The sequence below is a fragment of the Stenotrophomonas sp. STEN083 genome, from assembly GCF_056759195.1.
Genome location: NZ_JBRRCU010000008.1, coordinates 23,485 through 40,074 on the forward strand (window position 1 = coordinate 23,485; position 16,590 = coordinate 40,074).

Sequence of the window (16,590 nt, forward strand, 5' to 3'; positions counted from 1 at the left end):
AATATTCGGACTAGGCCGATGTAGGCCGGATGGCTGCGCTGGAACAATGGCGTCATTGAAAGCAGCCCCTTCCCTGATATCGCCGCTCCTGGCGTGGAGACAGCACCCATGAACGCTCTCGCACAATTTGTGTCGCCACGACCGGAAACCCAGATGATCCAGAGCGTGCTGGTGGTTGATGGCAATGAACTTCAGCATCTTCCGATGGTCAAGGTGCTGCGTCAATCAGGCGTGTCCGAGGTAGTTTCGGTTCTCGACGGGACCTGTGCGGTGGCTGCGTTGCGCGACCGGAGCTGGGACCTGGTGGTCCTCGATCTGGACCTTACCGACCTCACTGGTCTGCAAGTGATCGATCTGCTGGCCGAGCGGTGTCGCAAGGCTCGTCTTGCAATCATCAGCAGCCAGCCCAGTCGCATTCTGAACGCCGCTTCTGCCTATGCGTCGCATCTAGGCCTCACCGTGGTCGCGGCACTGCGTAAACCACTGAAGGCGGAGCAGATCCGGAAGATCATCGCTGTATCCGTCGAGCTGGCGGCGCCAGTCGAAGACAGATTGGTACCGGCTGAGTCCGAAGCGCGCAGGTTCTCGCGTGAGGAGTTGCGCGCGGCGTTGCTGGATCAACAGATCCAAGCCTACTTCCAGCCTCAACATTGCGCCATCACAGGTGTGTTGCGCGGCGCCGAGGTGTTGGCGCGTTGGCATCGGGCCGATGGCTCTGTGTTGGCGCCGGCTGAGTTTCTTCCCGCAATCGAACGCGAAGGACTGCTTGAATCCCTCACTGACTACATGTTGTCCTGCGCGTTTGACTGTATTGCCGTCGAGGATAAGGAATCCTCGCTGTTGATTGCGGTCAATGTTCCCGCACGTGTTGCGACCGGCGTGCACTGGGCGCAGTCTGTTGCCGACCATGCCTACCACGCCGGTGTTGATCCGAGCCGGGTGGTTATCGAGATCACTGAGGACGGCGGCGAACTGTGCAACCCGGTGCTGGCTGGCGCTGTTGCCCAGCTGCGGTTGCGGGGTTTCAACTGCGCCATTGATGATTTTGGTAGCGGTGACTCTTCATTGGACAGGTTGCTGCAGGTGCCGTTCAACGAGTTGAAGGTCAACCGCAGCATGTTGGTGGAGGCTCGCGAGCATGCTCATGCCCGCTGCCTGCTTGCCAGCACCATTGCAATGGGGCGGCAGATGGTCGCCACCGTGGTTGTCGAAGGCGTGGAGACCTATATGGATCTGGATATGGTCCGCAGTCTGGGTTGTCACAGCACCCAGGGATATCTGCACAGTCGCGCCATGCCCAAAGCAGAGTACGTGCAGTACATTGCTGACCAGAAATGAACGGGCGCGAGCGGTGAAGACGGGTTAACGCGACAGCCCCGGGGGGTGGGAGCCAAGATCCTCGTTCCAAGGCCCGTGCCTCGTTCCCAGATCGAAAGCTTGAATCCCCCGGCCTTGCCGCTAGGCCGGGGGGAGCGGCATCAGGAGGCCCTGTCCGGCGTTGTGCCACCTCTGTAGGAGCCAGTGCCGCGAGGTGGGATGCTCAGATTTCCGGGTGCTCGCTTGGTGAGTACATGCCAAAGTGGCGCCGACGAGGGAATGGGATACCTGGCAGACGCCGAGGTGCCGTTTGCCGCCTTGGGTTCCGGTTGCTGGAGTAGTTCGGGCAACAGGGAGCGCAAGGTCGCAATGGCGGCTGTCGGCGAGGCTGCCACCGGTCCCTGTCTTGTAGGGCTTGTCCCGAGCTCGATGTAAGCCGGTGGCTTGACGATGAGCCGCTAGGCCTCTGTTTGGGAAAAACATCGACTCTTTACTCATAAGTCTTTGTCTTTGAGGGTGATGTGACATAAATTCTGTCCTGACGTGCCTTGCAGGGCAGGGGATGCCCCCTCAGCTTGGATTGGCCAGCTGCCAGCGCACTTCACGGAGAGCTTCGCCATGAGTGGTTTCAAGATCAGAGTGGTCTTGGCCGACGATCACCCGGGCATGATCGCCGGGGTCAAGTACGAGCTGTCATCAGTGGATACCCTCGACCTTGTCGGGACCGCTGCCGATTCTACTGAACTGATGGCGCTGCTCGGTGGCGTGGCATGCGATGTCGTGATCTCGGACTATGCGATGCCCGCTGGCGACTTTGGCGATGGGATTGCTTTGTTTGGCATGATTGCCAGGCGCTACCCGCAGGTGAAGTTGGTGGTGCTCACAATGCTGGATAACCCGGCGGTGCTGCATACTCTGCTGACCCAAGGGGTGGCCTGCATTGTCAGTAAATCGGATGCGTTGACGCACCTGGTGCCGGCAGTGCACGCGGCGCAGAGTGGGGGCAAGTATTACTCGCCCACCATCGAGAAGGTGGTGCAGGGGATCGAGTTCAACAGGCGCAGCCGCAACCCTGCCGGCATATTGAGCATCCGTGAGTCCGAAGTTGTGAGGCTTTATGCCTCGGGCCTGACGGTCAATGAGATTGCCGAGCGCCTGCACCGCAGCAAGAAGACCATCAGTACGCAGAAAGCCAGCGCGATGGAAAAACTATCCATCGAGAAGGATGTTGATCTGCTGCGCTACGCTATGGAAAACGGTCTGGTGACGTCTTCAGGTGGTACACCAGCCGCATCTTGAGCAAGCGAAAGTCAACGTTTTTTGGTGTTTAGCCGGTGCGTTTTTCCGCTTTTGCATTGGGCAGTATCAATCCATGTCCAGCCCGCTTTTCCCGGACTCCCACTGCAACATGATCTTGCGCCTGCGTTGTGGAGAGGCGTACATGAAAAGGTTGAGCGTCTCCAGAAACAGATTTTTCTGGAGCGTTGACAGTCGGGCGAAATCGATAAGCAGCCGTCTTACGTCCGCGGTTTTTTTGTCCATCTTTGTATGTTCCCAGCCGCAGCTCAAAAGCAAATGCACGTATGCGAGCGGCGCATTGGCGCCGCACAAGAATTTGCTCATGTTGTGATAAGCGGTCCGGTGCAGCCATAGGACCCGTCCCAATAAAGCTTTCCGGTATTGCCTTTTGGTTGTCCAATCGATTTCGGATCTGGCTCACAACGGGAGCCTGCAACTTGGCTGCCGAAATCCCGGTGCCGGACGGACTGCGACAAAACACCGCGCAAAAAGTGATGTATCACTTTATTATTGGGTCCGATCTGGAATGGGCAAGACAATGGTTGACGACAACAGCACCGAAGACGCAAACGGGGCTGCGCCCGCACCTGCAAAACGCCGTGGCCGGCCGCGACTGTACGACACACCGCTATCACAAGCCGAGCGTGCCAAGCGCTATCGCAAAGCCCGGCAATGGGATGAAAGCAGCCTGGATAATTGCCGTGACCCGGTGTTGATGGATCGTTTGAGTTGGGCACTGAAGAACAAAGAGACTTCCGAGGATGCCCGCGCTGCGTTGGATATCTATCTGGAAGAGCTGGTACGACGGCATCACAGCAAAGGAAAACTAGTGCTCAAGTGAGTGAACACCCGCCCGGGGGCACAGCTGGCTCTTACGGGTTCAACCCGCCAGTTCGGTTTTGGTGCAGGCAATAGGGCTGCACCGATGCTGACAGACGCGCGGGTCACCATCACGAACTCTGTAAAATGCGGGTTTCGGTCATTCCATTCCACTGCCTGCTGACTAAGCTGATGGCATGGCCAGCGTGATGGAACTGCAGCAAGCAATTGCCCGGCACGGTGATGCCGGCGTTACCCCTACGCTTATTCCACGGGTTGCGCTGATGCGCTCCGAGAGCGTCAGCGCCGCTTCTGAAGTGTTTCACGAGGCGTGGCTGCTGGTGATTGCCCAAGGCCAGGCACGGATGCGCCTCGGTGGGAAGTCATTCGAGCTGTCTGCGCAGCGCTATGCGGTGACATCGGTGCATCTAGCGATGACCGGGGAGGTCCGCCAGGCAAGTCCCACGCAGCCCTTTCTTGGGGTCGCTCTGACCTTGGCTCCGGCCATGTTGGCTACGGTCCTGTTGGAGATGGGCGAGCAGGTGCATGCAGCCCAGTCACCCGTTGGCAAGGTCGTAGACGATCTGCGCGATGAACTGCTTGATCCACTGGCACGCTTGGTGGGGCTGCTGAACCGGCCAGCCGATATCCCGGCGCTGGCCCCCCTGTATGAGCGGGAGATTCTGTACCGGCTACTGCTTGGCGGTCAGGGTGCACTGCTGAGGCAGCTCGCTTTATCCGACAGCAGGCTGGCACGGATAGGCAACACGATCAGCCAGATCCAGCGCGAGTACGCATTGCCGATGCAGATTGAAGCACTGTCAAGAAGCGCGGGGATGAGCCTGTCTACGCTGCATCGCCACTTCAAAGCGTTGACTGGCATGAGCCCTTTGCAGTACCAGAAACGACTGCGGTTGCAGGAGGCGCGACGCCGTTTGGTCGTGCAGGAAGACAGCACTGCGAATATTGCGTTCGCTGTCGGCTACGAAAGCCCTTCCCAGTTCAGTCGTGAGTACAAAAGGTTGTTTGGCGTCGCGCCCTCGCGTGACGCTATCGCGTTTCGCGACAGCGTATTGTCGCCCAGTCGAGCCAGGTGATGCCTGTACCCTGGTGTCGCAGGGCACCCAAGATTGACCGGATGAGGCAAGAATCTGGCGATATCGGGCTATCGCAGCCATATGGCTTGCCCCTAATCTGCTGCCCTATGTGACGCCGCTGTAGCTGGCGTGCAGTCGACCGAGTTGCGGCAGAAGACGCTGGCGGACTCTTAAGAGTTTGATCCGGCGCAAAGGCGGGCTGAGCAACCAGGGCCAACGGTGGTCGGCGAACGAAGGCAGCATCTACTTATCTCCTTGGTCCAGGTGATCTGCTGCCTTGGTCCACCACCTACAACTTCCACAACGCATCCACCTCCAACTGCAGGGATCTCATCATGAAAGCATCTGTTGTCAATTCCATTGGGGGCACCTTTGCTGTGCAGGATCTACTGCTGGATCAACCACTCGGCCGCGAGGTGCTTATCGATGTAAAAGCCTCGGGTCTATGTCACAGCGATCTTACGGTCGCAAGCACAGGGCTAGGTTACGCAACGCCACTGGTACTCGGGCACGAAGTCGCAGGTGTTGTTGCGGCCGTTGGCGACGACGTCAGTGAGTTCAGCGTGGGTGATCACGTGGTCGCCAGTTTGATCCAGTTCTGTGGCAAGTGCGTACAGTGCCTCTCTGGCCATACCCATGGCTGCCTGCACCCCGAAGCGACCTTGCGCGGAGAAAGTGAGCATCCGCGCCTGCGCGACCCGGACGGCACTGCGGTGAATCAAGGGTACGGACTTGGCGGCTTTGCGGCACAGGTGCTGGTACACGAAAATCAGATTGCCTTGGTGCCAAAAGCGCTGCCCTTCGAGCAAGCAGCGTTGATTGGCTGCGGGGTGCTTACTGGTGCTGGGGCCGTGCTCAATACCGCCAATGTGCAGCACGGACAGACCGTCGTCGTCATCGGTGCCGGTGGGGTTGGTCTCAGTGTCATCGGCGGTGCGGTGCTTGCAGGTGCTTCCCGGATCATCGCCGTCGATGTTGCCGCCGGCAAGTTGGCGCGGGCCAAGGAGTTCGGCGCAACCGATGTTGTTGACTCCAGCCAGGTTGATCCGGTTGCGGCAGTAAAAGCGCTGATACCGTCAGGAGCGGACTATGTGTTTGACGTCGTCGGAATACGCCAAGTGATAGAACAAGGCTTGCAGATGTTGGGCAAGGGCGGTGGCATCTACCTCATTGGCGTTGGCAACGGTGCGACAAGTCTAGAGCTGCAAACGTTCAGCTTGCTTTTCAACCAGAACCGGATCGAGACGGTTTACATGGGGTCGTCCAACCTCAAGCGCGACATACCGTTTTACGCGGACATGGCGTTGGCCGGGCGCTTGAACCTGGCCGGGCTGGTATCAAAGCGCATCGCGCTGTCGCAGATCAATGAAGGCTATGAGGAACTGAAGAACGGCTCGATTGCCCGCGTGGTAATTACCGACTTCGAGCACTGATGGCGAATAGGGGCACACCTCAGTGCTTTTTGCGGTGCCTACTCGCACTGCCATGCGGGCTGCGTCGACAGCCCATTGCAGTTCATATGCGCAACGCGTCAACCACCAGTGCGAATGCCGCCGAGTGTTGGCGGCGGCTGGGGTAGTACAGGTGGTAACCGGGGAAAGGTGGGCACCAGTTCTGCAGCACACGGATCAGCCGACCTTGCTCGATATGAGTGCCAAACTCCTCCTCTGGCAGGAAGGTGATACCCAGGCCATCCAGCGCCGCCTGCACCATCGGCGGTGAGGTGTTGAATACCGCCTGGCTTTCCACGCGCACGTTCACCTGCCTGCCGTTGCGCTCAAATTCCCAGACGTACATGCCGCCCGACGTAGCGAAGCGGATGTTGATGCAGTTGTGCAGGGTCAGGTCGGCCGGAACTTTGGGGATAGGGTTGTTCTCGAAATAAGCCGGTGATGCCGCCGCCGCCATGCGCACCTTGGGGCTGATCGGCAAGGCAATCATGTCCTTGTCGATGCTCTCGCCCAGCCGCACGCCGGCATCGAAGCGATCGGCGACGATGTCGCGCAGCGCGTAGCTGACGTCAAACTCAATGCGGATGTCCGGGTAGCGGTGCATCAACGGCAGCAGCTTGGGCAGCAGGATGGTCTGCAGCGAGTGGTCGCCACAGGTCAGGCGCAGCGAGCCGGCTGGTTTGTCACGTAGTTCCGTGAGGGCATCAAGTTCGGCTTCGATCTCGTCGAAGCGATTGCCGATGGCCAGCAGCAGCCTTTCGCCTGCCGGAGTGGGCGAGACGCTGCGGGTGGTACGGGTGAGCAGGCGTATCTGCAACCGCTCTTCCAACGCCTTGATGGCCTGGCTCAGCGCGGACTGCGACACACCCAGCAACGCGCCTGCGCGGGTGAAATTCCCTTCACGGGCGACGGTGACAAAAGCCAGCAGGTCATTGAGGTTACGTCGTGCCATGGCGGCAGTGTGGCATGGTCGATTGATTAGTTCAGCTAATAGTGGCTAGAAGCATTGATTACCTTTTCAACCGAGTCATCCCGATGGACAATGGCTGCCAACCCCCAAAGTCACTGCCGGAGTTCCCATGTCTGTCAAAGCCTATGGCGCCTATGCCGCCGACAAGCCGCTGGAGTCGATGGATATCAGCCGCCGCGCGCCCGGTGCGCATGATGTGCAGATTGACATCGCCTATTGCGGCATCTGCCATTCCGACCTGCACCAGGTGCGCTCCGAGTGGGCAGGTACCCAGTACCCCTGCGTGCCAGGCCATGAAATCGTCGGCCGGGTTGCGGCGGTCGGTGCGCACGTAAGTGGCTTCAAGCCAGGAGATCTGGTCGGGGTCGGCTGCATCGTCGACAGTTGCCAGCACTGCGACGACTGCGACGCCGGGCTGGAGAACTACTGCGATGGCATGGTTGGCACCTATAACGGTGCGACCGCGGATGCACCGGGCTGGACGCTGGGCGGTTATTCGCAGGAAATCGTGGTCCATGAGCGCTATGTGCTGCGCATTGGTCATCCGGAGGATCAGTTGGCTGCCGTCGCGCCGCTGCTGTGTGCCGGCATCACCACTTACTCGCCGCTGCGCCATTGGAACGCTGGCCCGGGCAAGACCGTGGGCGTGGTCGGCATTGGCGGTCTGGGCCATATGGGTATCAAGCAGGCCCATGCGATGGGCGCGCATGTGGTCGCCTTCACCACTTCCGAATCCAAGCGCGAGGCGGCTCTGGCGCTGGGCGCGGATGAAGTGGTGGTGTCGCGCGACCCGGCGGCGATGGCTGCCAAGTCCAATCAGTTCGACTTGATCGTCAACACCGTGGCAGCGCCGCACGACCTCGATGCCTTCCTGGCGCTGCTCAAGCGCGACGGTGCAATGGTGTTGGTTGGCGCGCCAGCGACGCCGCACCCGTCCCCCAATGTGTTCAACCTGATCATGAAGCGCCGTACCCTGGCCGGCTCGCTGATCGGCGGCATTCCGGAAACTCAGGAAATGCTGGATTTCTGTGCAAAGCACCGGATCGTGGCGGATATCGAGCTGATCCGTGCCGAGGAAATCAACGAAGCCTATGAGCGTATGCTCAAGGGCGACATCAAGTACCGCTTCGTGATCGATAACGCCACCATGGCTGGCTGAGCCGGGTTGTCGACTCGATGATCATCTGCAGCGTTGGTCGTGACGGCCAGCGCTGCAGTGAAGTCTCACCATGCACCATGGCTGGCGTCGGCTTTCACCACAGAGATGGCCAGGCCGCTGGGCCGAGTGCATATTGCTGATCACGCGGATCAGCGCGCGGCGCCCGTATCTTCCGTAGGAAACCAGCCAACGCACTTTCGTGGTTCAAGGCACCAAGGACTGTTGGTGGTCAGATATGCCTGCCTGCCGGACGCAGCGCAATCCGGCAACTTGACGTCAGCGCTACCAGCGAATCACTGGCCGCTCGGGCGCATCATGCGAAGGGAACAGGGGAAGCACAAACTCCGACAGTTCCTGCAGGACGTCCTGCGGCGGGCGCTGACTGAACTGGATTCCCAGGGCGGCATGATTGACGCCCGCATGCTGCCATTCGCCGAGCAGATCGATCAGGCCGTTGCGGCCTGTCCGCAAGGTGTAGCCGCCATCGATAGGGGTTCTGGGGTGATTGGGATCGTCCACCAGATCGATCCACTCATTGGTGACATGTGGACGGAACCCGCCATCCTCGATCAGCCCGCGCCAGGCACGTATTTTCTCGGCCAGGCGTTTCGGGCCGGCGGCGTGGTGGGTGGCGTCCGGGTAGGTCAGCCAGCCATCGGCATGTTCGGCAACCCAAGGCAGCGATTGCCGCGACGTTCCGGTTACCAGCAGCGGCACGGTGCCGGCCACCGGTTTGGGCAGCAGTTCAACGCCTTGGGCGCTACCCAGGCGCGAGTTGATGTTCACCATGCCCGGCTGCATCAGTCCGCGGACGTAGTTGACCGCATCTGCGAAGCGCTCGGCTCGCTGGCCGTGGTCGATGCCATACGCTGGAAACTCAACCGGCCTGTCGCCCGAAGCGATACCCATCACCAGCCTGCCGCCGGACAATTGGTCAATAGTGGTTGCGGACTTGGCCAGGTCAATGGGGTGCCGCAGGGAGAAGATGGCGCTGCCGGTGGCCAAGGCGATGTGCTCGGTCTGTGCAGCAAGGAACGCCAGGTAGGTGAACGGGTCGAAGATTTGCCCGGCATCGCCGAACAAGGGGTCGAACAAAGGAACATCACGGACCCAGACCGCGGCGAAGCCGGCACGATCAAGTTGACCAACCAGCGCTGACTGTCCGGCCAGGACTTGCATGTCACCGCGATAGAAGCGCAGCGGCAGGAAGATGCCAAGGCTCAACATGTCCTGACGGAACATTCGTTGGTAACCGCGATGACTCGCAAATGCGGGGGCGGAGGCGCCTTTGAGTGTTGGTTGCATGGCGATGCTGTTGTTCAAGGAGTGCATGTTCTGGTTCTCTTTCATGGGCCGGTCGCCGGTTCAGGGATAAGTACGCCGCGCTGCACTGCCGGCCGCGCGGCGACACGGGCGTGCCAAGCGCTCAAGTGCGGATAGGCGCTGAAGTCGAGGTCGATGACCCGGGCGATATGCGTCCAGCCGAAGCCGGCGATGTCAGCAATGGAGTATTCGGTTCCGGCCAGCCAAGGCCGGTCAGCCAGGCGCTGATCCAGGGTCGCGAAAAACTCATTGCTCAAGCGTCGATAGCGCTCAATGGCTGCCGGAAGCGGTTCGCTGGCGAACATCTCGAAGTGCACCCGTTGGCCAAGGATCGGTCCAACGCTGGCGGCATGGAACATCAGCCAGGCTAGCGCCTCCCATCGTGCGATCGGCTCTTTTGGCAGAAGGCGGCCGCTCTTGTCTGCCAGATAAAGCAGGATGGCGGCCGATTCGAAAACGGTGACGCCGGCGGATTCGTCCACCAATACCGGAATGCGTGCATGCGGGTGCAGCTTCAGGAAATCCGGGTGCCGGTGTTGGCCGTCGGCTATGCGCACGTGATGCAGTTGATAGGGCAGTTCGAGCTCTTCCAGCGCGATGCTTATCTTGAAGCCGTTTGGCGAGCTGTCGGTGTAGAGATGAAGTGATGGGCCTGACACTAAATTGTCCTTGTTGAGGGCGTGCGCATTGCACGCCACGGGGCGCGGTTCAGTTGGCGCGGGCGGGGGAGGCGTCGGTGAGTGCTTCTGTTGGCCAGCCGCCGCCGAGGCTGCGTATCAGCTGGATGGTCGTGTGGACGAGGTCGCCGTCAACGCGTACAACTGCAAGTTGCTGCTTCAATGCAGTGCGCTCAGCATCGATGTGCTCGAGCTGGTGTATTGCACCTTCTTCATAGCGACGCTGGCTGAGTTGAGCTGCCCGCGCTGCGCTTTGATGGGCCGTGTGGACTGCTGTTCGTTGCTCAGCCAGGGAGCGGCGCTGGACCAGCCTGTCCTCAACGTCCTGGAAAGCTTCGAGCACTACCTGCCGATACTGCGCAGCTTCCTCGTCATGGCGAGCAGTTGCATGGGCAATTTTTGCCTTGCGTCGACCGCCATCGAACAGTGGGAGCTCCAGCCCCATGCCAAACAGGAACGTTCGGCTCGACCAGCGCAGAAGCTCGCCGAGCGCGGACGACTCGCCACCCGCAGCACCGGTGAGCAGCAAACGTGGAAAGTACGCAGCACGGGCGGCACCCACCCTCGCGTTTGCCGCTGTCATCGCACTTTTTGCAGCGGCGATATCCGGCCGTCTTTGCAGCAACATTGAGGGAATGCCTGCGGGGACAACGGGGGGCGAGAACTGCAGCGGTTGCACCGGCAACTCGAACTCAGCGGGGGCGTAGCCAAGCAGGCTGGCCAGCGCATGTTCGGCGAGTACTCTGTTCCGCTGTGCAGTCAGCAGTTCGGCGCTGGCGTTGTCGCGTTCGGAGCGGGCCCGCAGTGATGCCAACTCGTCATGCTGTCCCGCAGCAATGGCGGCCTGCGCGAGGAGATGGTCACGCTCCCACAGCGCAAGCCCGTCAGCGAGCACCGCCACCTCCGCGTCCAGTGCGCGGACGCGGAAGTAGCTGTCGGCGACGTCGGCCTGCAAGCGGAGCAGCACGTGGCGATACAGGGCTGCCTGCCTTGTGCTGTCGGCGATTGCTGCCGTTGTTTCGGCGGCAATACGTCCCGACAGGTCCACCTCGTAGCCAACTTCAGCGCTGGCTCTCCATCGTTTGCCGGGCGTGGCTGCGGATGCCTCCGAAGCGCGGTCACGGATACCACCGAAGCTCCCAGCGAGTGTGGGCAGGAACGCAGCACGCTGCTCGCGTTGCAGGGCGTGTGCTTGCTGCAGGCGCGCCAGTGCGGCCTGCAGATTGGGGCTGGCCTCCTGCGCCCGCGCTTGGTAGCTGTCAAGCAACGGATCGTTGAAGACTGACCACCAGTTCGCGTGCAGTGATATGTCATTGCTCGCATCGATTGGCGCGGCGGCTTTGCCCAGCACGCTTCCATGGCGATAGTGCTCGGGGACGGATATCAGTGCTGAGCTCGATTGCGGGACGGTAGAGCAGCCAGCTGCGGTAGTGGCCAGCAGTACCGCAATGGACAAGCTTCGCAGGCGCGCAGGAGCGATTGTTGCCAAAGGCTTCTTCATGCCAGCTCTCCTGCAGCGGTAGCGGCGGGTTCGGCGGCCAGTTGACGGCCAAAGCGCGCATACACCGCCGGTAGAACGAATAGCGTGAATGCCGTTCCGACGAGCAGGCCTGACACCAGCACCACGGCAATGGCACGTTGGCTGCCGGCACCCGCGCCGGTGGCGAAGAGCAGTGGCAGCAAGCCGCCAACCATGGCTGCAGTGGTCATCAGGATTGGGCGCACGCGGGTGCGTGCTGCTACCAGTACTGCTGCGGTGCGGTCCAGACCCTGGCTACGTTGCTGCGCGTTGGCGAACTCAACGATCAGGATGCCGTGCTTGGCAATCAGGCCGATCAACGTCACCAGTCCGATCTGGGTATAGATATTCAAAGTACCGAGTCCGAAGAACAACGCGATCAAGGCGCCGAACGCGGCCAGTGGGACCGTGGTGAGAATCAGCAAAGGGTCGCGGATACTTTCGAACTGCGCTGCAAGTACCAGGAAAATGAAGACCAGTGCGAATGCGAAGGTGATCGCGAAGCCGCCTTGTTCCTGCAGGTACTGGCGGGATTCGCCAAGGAAATCTACTTGATGGCTGCCAGGTAGTTCTGCTGCAGCAAGTTGCAATACCTGCACGGCCTGCCCCAGGGTGACACCTGGCGCTGGCACCGCCACCAATGTGGCACTGTTCATCTGGTTGTGCTGGGTCAGTGCATTGGCTTCCACGCCGTGCTCCAGGCTGACAACCGAGGACAGTGGCACCTGGCTGCCCGAGGAACTGCGCACGTGGAATAGTGTCAGCATCTCTGGCGTCAAACGCTGCGCGCGCGGTGATTGCGGGATGACGTCGTAGGCACGGCCCTGTGCACCGAAGCGATTGACATAGGACTCGCCGACCAACCGGGCCAGGGTGTCGCCAATCTCCTTCATGCTTAGGCCGAGATCATGTGCGCGCGAGCGATCGATGCGCACGTTGACGGTGGGACTGGCAAAGCTGAGGTTTGAGTCAACGAAGGCAAATTTGCCACTGGCCGTGGCGGCGGATTTCAGCGTCTGCATCGCCGTGTGGACTGCTTCATGCCCGTCCGACGAGGCCAGCACCATCTGTACCGGGAACCCGCCTGCCGAGCCGGGCAAGGGGGCCGGCAGGTAGGCTGAGCCGGAGATGCCTTCGACCCCAGCCAGGGTTTCCTGCAGCGAGTTCATGATCTCGGTAGAGGTGCGCTCGCGCTCGCCCCACGGGGTCAGCATCACTCCGCCCCAGCCCAGATTGAGAGCGCTACCGACGCCTTGCACCATGTAGGTGTTCCTGGCCTCCGGGATGCCATTCAAGGCGGTCGCCACGCGTGCAGCTTGGCCTTCGAGGAATTCCAGATTGGCGGACTGCGGGGCCTTCATGTCGACCACGATCTCGCCTTGATCCTCGGTAGGTGCCAGCTCGGATTGCAGCCCATTGAACAGCACCGGCAGGCATAGCATGGCGCCAGCACCGAGCAGGAGGATCGGGCGGGTGTCGCGCAATAGCCGCGAAAGCAGGCTGTGGTAGGCGGTTACCACACGGGTGGTGGTGCGCTCTACAATCTGACCAAAGCGGCCCGGGTGTTCCTTGCGCAGCAGCTTGGAAGCCACCATTGGTGAGATCGTCAGCGCAACGATGGCCGAGACAAGCACTGCCGCCGCCAGCGTGAACGCAAACTCGCGGAACAGCGCGCCGGTCAGTCCGCCGACCAGGCCGAGGGGCGCATAGACCGCCACCAATGTGGCCGCCATGGTCAATACCGGCCCGGCGATCTCGCGCGCGCCATTGATTGCTGCGCTTCGTGGTGCCTCGCCATCTTCAATGCGCCGGTGCACGTTCTCCACTACTACGATGGCGTCATCCACCACCAGGCCGATCGCCAACACCATGGCCAGCAGCGTCAGCAGGTTGAGGCTGAAACCCAACGCAAACATGATGGCTGCCGCACCCAGCAGCGACAATGGAATGCTCAGCATCGGCACAGCGACGGCGCGTACGGAACCCAGGAACAGGAAAATGACCAGTACGACTTCCAGGCTGGCGATGATCAGTTTGGCCTTGACGTTACCAACCGCTGCGTCGATGAACACGGTGACGTCATAGGGGATCGCCATTGTCGTGCCGGCAGGCGGGTCAAGATCGTCCAGCACGGCGCGCACTTCACGCGAGATGGACAGCGGGTTGCCACCTGGCGTGGCCATCACTTCAAGATAGACAGCGTCGCTGCCATTCATTCCCGCGGTCTGATTGCGGCTTTGCGCACCAATCTCGACCGACGCCACGTCCTGCAGACGTACCAATCCACCACTGGACTTCACCACCAGCTGGCGGAAGCCTTCGACGCTGTCCAGCTGGGTGTCCGTGCGCACGTTGGAGACCACCAACATACCTTTGACCTGCCCGGGTGCGGCCTGATAATTGTTGTCGGCGATTGCAGCATCAACGTCGGCGCTGGTGATGCCGTGCGCTGCCATGCGCAGCGGGTCGAGCCAGATCCGCATCGAAAGCGTCTGCCCACCGAGCACGTTCACCGCTGCAACGCCTTCCACCGTGGTCAGGCGAGGACGCACCACACGCATGAGGTAGTCGGTGGTTGCGGTGGCGGCCTGTCCGTCGGGAGCGGTGAAGCCTGCGTAGACCACACCAATTGCGCCTGGTGCCTGGCGCACGACAACCGGGTCATATGCCTCTTCCGGCAACAGGTAGCGGACCTCGTTGACCTTCGCCAGCACTTCGGTCAGCGCAGCGTCGGAATCCGCGTTCAGGCGCAGGTGTGCGGTGATGGTGCTGCGACCTTGCTCGGATGATGATGTGAGGTATTCGACGCCCTGTGTGGTGGCAACGGCCTGAGCCAGCGTGGTGGTGACAAAGCCCTGCATCAGGTCAGCTGGAGCGCCTGGGTACTCGGTGGTGACGGTCACCACGGCACTTTCGATGCGTGGGTATTGGCGCAGTGGCAGATCCAGCAGTGCACTCAGGCCAACCAGTACGATCAACAGTGCAAAGGCGGTGGTAAGTACAGGGCGTCGAATGAAGAAGTCGGTAAATGCCACCGTTAGCGCTCCTTGCCTGCGGCAGCAGCGGCAACTGTAGTTGTTGCTGTACCCGTGCTTACCTGCACGCCATCGCGCAGGTTGATCTGGCCGGAGACGACCACTAGTTCGCCAGCTTTCAGGCTGCCGCTGTGCAGTGCTACGCGATCGCCGTGGCGCGCGCCGGTTTTCACTGGTAGCAGATGTGCCTGCGTCGTGCCCTGCTTGTCGCGGACGACATAGAGCGAGTCGCCAGACAACGAAGCGCTTATTGCGATTGCTGGCACGGTGACTGCCGGCGGATCCGCCGGTAGGGTTACCTGGACACGCGCGAACGCGCCAGGCCAAAGCTTGCCGGTATCGGCGGTGGTGATGGTGGCACGCACATTGACCATGCGATCGTCCTGATCTACCTGCGGATCGATCGCTGTGATGGTGCCGGCGACAACGCTGTTGGCTACCCCATCCGTGCTCAGCTGCACTGCAATTCCCGTACTCAATTGAGGGAGGAAACGCTCGGAAACCCGGAAGTCAACGTGCAGATTGCGTAGATCGGTCAGCGTGGCGATCGCGGTCCCCGGTTCGATGAACTGCCCGAGATCGACCTGGCGCACGCCCAGTTCACCATCAAACGGGGCGCGCACACGACGCTGCGCGATCTCTGCCTGTATCTGCGCTACCTGCGCGTGTTCCTGCGCATGACTGGCCTGGTGCTGCTCGTACTCCGCACGCGACAGGACCTGCTCTTTCAGTCGATCTGCGCGCGCCAACCTGGCGTCGGCCAAGGTCGCTGCAGCACGATGGCGGTCCAGTTCGCGTTGCAAAGGTACGTCATTGAGTTGTACCAACGGTGCCCCGGCTTTGACGTGCTGGCCACTGGCGAAGTGGATGGCAGTGATGCGACCGGCTACTTCTGCTGCTACAAGTACCTGCTGATCGGCCACCACGGTGCCAATCGCTTCGATCTGTTTTGGCAGGGCTTCGCTTCTTGCTGCTTCCACCAGGACCGGAACTACGACCGGGGCGCCCGCAGCTGTGGCTGCAGTGGCGGCAATGCGCTTGCGGTAGACGTCAAAGAGTGTCAGCGCGATGAGCAAGCTGATTACCCCGATCACAATTGCGATCAGGACGGTGCGGCTGGCGCGGTGGTTGCGGATGCGAGCGTTCATCGCCACGCTCCTGTGGTGGTTCCAGAGTTCATTTCAACTGATGTCCAGAGATTGGGATGGGCCGCAGTCTAGGTGTCGCTGATCAACCGGAAAAACGATTTAATCTCCGAGTCAAAAGTAGACAGGCTAATCTTCTGGTTCATCAATAACCGTCGCTGCCGAACAACCGGCCTTGACGGAGCGAGCCTTCGTGGGCGAGCAGGGCGGCCTTGCGTTCCAGCCCAGCGCTGTAGCCCGACAGGGAGCCGTCAGTGGCGACGATCCGATGGCAGGGGATGATGATTGAGATGGGATTGAGCGCGTTGGCACGGCCTATCGCGCGCGCCGATGAAGCGGGCTGCAGTTGTCGCGCCAGCGCGCCGTAAGTGGTGGTGGCGGCAAATGGAATTTCCGTCAGATGCTGCCACGCATGCCGTAGAAACGGGCTTCCGCGGGGTGCCAAGGGTAGGGTGAACACGCGCAGTTCGCCACTGAAGTAGCCATCAAGTTGAGCAGCTACAGCGGCGACAGCTGCTGGGTCCAGGCGCAGTGGTTGCGACCACTCCAGGCAGCCGGCAGCGCGCTCGTCATCAACAAAATCCAGGCGCAGCAACGCGCCAGAGCGGTCCACGATGGCCAGCATCTGGCCCAGCGGCGTCTGGATATGGCCAGCGATCAGGGGCTCCTGCAGGGGCTGGAGTTCAGGCCTGTTCCGGTTCTTCACAGATTTAGCTTTCCTTACTTTCAGTGGTGCCTCATGCTGACGTTCTGCTGGATGCACCGACAGCCATATTTTC

Annotated in this window: 14 protein-coding genes; 6 read left to right on the plus strand and 8 right to left on the minus strand. The window is 60.9% G+C overall.

The window, feature by feature from the left end:
* Positions 1 to 153: 153 nt before the first annotated feature.
* Complete coding sequence (locus tag ACVOK8_RS04305) at positions 154 to 1,338, plus strand: EAL domain-containing response regulator (RefSeq protein ID WP_481565727.1); 1,185 nt, start codon at positions 154 to 156, stop codon at positions 1,336 to 1,338.
* Positions 1,339 to 1,935: 597 nt separating this feature from the next.
* On the plus strand, positions 1,936 to 2,616 hold the full coding sequence (locus ACVOK8_RS04310; protein ID WP_481565728.1) for a response regulator: 681 nt from the start codon (positions 1,936 to 1,938) through the stop codon (positions 2,614 to 2,616).
* A gap of 66 nt (positions 2,617 to 2,682) precedes the next feature.
* Here ACVOK8_RS04310 and ACVOK8_RS04315 read toward each other — a convergent pair whose 3' ends face one another.
* Positions 2,683 to 2,940: a hypothetical protein gene (locus tag ACVOK8_RS04315; RefSeq protein WP_481565729.1), complete on the minus strand. Its 258-nt coding sequence runs from the start codon at positions 2,938 to 2,940 to the stop codon at positions 2,683 to 2,685.
* Positions 2,941 to 3,142: 202 nt separating this feature from the next.
* Here ACVOK8_RS04315 and ACVOK8_RS04320 point away from each other — a divergent pair, with 202 nt between their 5' ends.
* From ACVOK8_RS04320 to ACVOK8_RS04330, 3 genes are all read left to right on the plus strand, one after another.
* Positions 3,143 to 3,457 carry a hypothetical protein gene (locus ACVOK8_RS04320; protein WP_481565730.1) on the plus strand — a complete coding sequence of 105 codons (315 nt, stop codon included), beginning with the start codon at positions 3,143 to 3,145 and terminating at the stop codon, positions 3,455 to 3,457.
* A 175-nt stretch (positions 3,458 to 3,632) separates the two neighbouring features.
* Positions 3,633 to 4,532 (plus strand): AraC family transcriptional regulator, encoded by a 900-nt coding sequence (locus ACVOK8_RS04325; protein ID WP_481565731.1) that lies wholly within the window; start codon positions 3,633 to 3,635, stop codon positions 4,530 to 4,532.
* A 335-nt stretch (positions 4,533 to 4,867) separates the two neighbouring features.
* Entirely contained in the window at positions 4,868 to 5,965 is a 1,098-nt protein-coding gene (locus tag ACVOK8_RS04330; RefSeq protein ID WP_481565732.1) for a zinc-binding dehydrogenase, read from the plus strand.
* 82 nt (positions 5,966 to 6,047) lie between these two features.
* On the opposite strand, the gene ACVOK8_RS04335 is transcribed toward ACVOK8_RS04330, so the two are convergent.
* Positions 6,048 to 6,935 carry a LysR family transcriptional regulator gene (locus ACVOK8_RS04335; RefSeq protein WP_481565733.1) on the minus strand — a complete coding sequence of 296 codons (888 nt, stop codon included), beginning with the start codon at positions 6,933 to 6,935 and terminating at the stop codon, positions 6,048 to 6,050.
* A gap of 127 nt (positions 6,936 to 7,062) precedes the next feature.
* On the opposite strand from ACVOK8_RS04335, the gene ACVOK8_RS04340 reads away from it, so the two are divergent.
* Complete coding sequence (locus tag ACVOK8_RS04340; protein ID WP_481565734.1) at positions 7,063 to 8,112, plus strand: NAD(P)-dependent alcohol dehydrogenase; 1,050 nt, start codon at positions 7,063 to 7,065, stop codon at positions 8,110 to 8,112.
* 282 nt (positions 8,113 to 8,394) lie between these two features.
* Here the strand turns inward: ACVOK8_RS04340 and ACVOK8_RS04345 are convergent, their stop codons facing one another.
* The 6 genes from ACVOK8_RS04345 to ACVOK8_RS04370 form a co-directional block, all read right to left on the minus strand.
* Positions 8,395 to 9,462 carry an LLM class oxidoreductase gene (locus ACVOK8_RS04345; protein ID WP_481565735.1) on the minus strand — a complete coding sequence of 356 codons (1,068 nt, stop codon included), beginning with the start codon at positions 9,460 to 9,462 and terminating at the stop codon, positions 8,395 to 8,397.
* Positions 9,459 to 10,133 carry a glutathione S-transferase family protein gene (locus tag ACVOK8_RS04350; protein WP_481565736.1) on the minus strand — a complete coding sequence of 225 codons (675 nt, stop codon included), beginning with the start codon at positions 10,131 to 10,133 and terminating at the stop codon, positions 9,459 to 9,461. Before ACVOK8_RS04350 ends, ACVOK8_RS04345 begins: the two co-directional genes overlap by 4 nt.
* Positions 10,134 to 10,143: 10 nt before the next feature.
* The gene (locus ACVOK8_RS04355) at positions 10,144 to 11,613 is read right to left on the minus strand and encodes an efflux transporter outer membrane subunit (RefSeq protein WP_481565737.1); all 1,470 of its coding nucleotides are present in this window, start codon (positions 11,611 to 11,613) and stop codon (positions 10,144 to 10,146) included.
* Complete coding sequence (locus ACVOK8_RS04360) at positions 11,610 to 14,666, minus strand: efflux RND transporter permease subunit (protein ID WP_481565738.1); 3,057 nt, start codon at positions 14,664 to 14,666, stop codon at positions 11,610 to 11,612. Before ACVOK8_RS04360 ends, ACVOK8_RS04355 begins: the two co-directional genes overlap by 4 nt.
* 2 nt (positions 14,667 to 14,668) lie before the next feature.
* Positions 14,669 to 15,814 carry an efflux RND transporter periplasmic adaptor subunit gene (locus ACVOK8_RS04365; RefSeq protein ID WP_481565739.1) on the minus strand — a complete coding sequence of 382 codons (1,146 nt, stop codon included), beginning with the start codon at positions 15,812 to 15,814 and terminating at the stop codon, positions 14,669 to 14,671.
* A gap of 142 nt (positions 15,815 to 15,956) precedes the next feature.
* Complete coding sequence (locus tag ACVOK8_RS04370; RefSeq protein ID WP_481565740.1) at positions 15,957 to 16,517, minus strand: methylated-DNA--[protein]-cysteine S-methyltransferase; 561 nt, start codon at positions 16,515 to 16,517, stop codon at positions 15,957 to 15,959.
* Positions 16,518 to 16,590 lie beyond the last annotated feature (73 nt).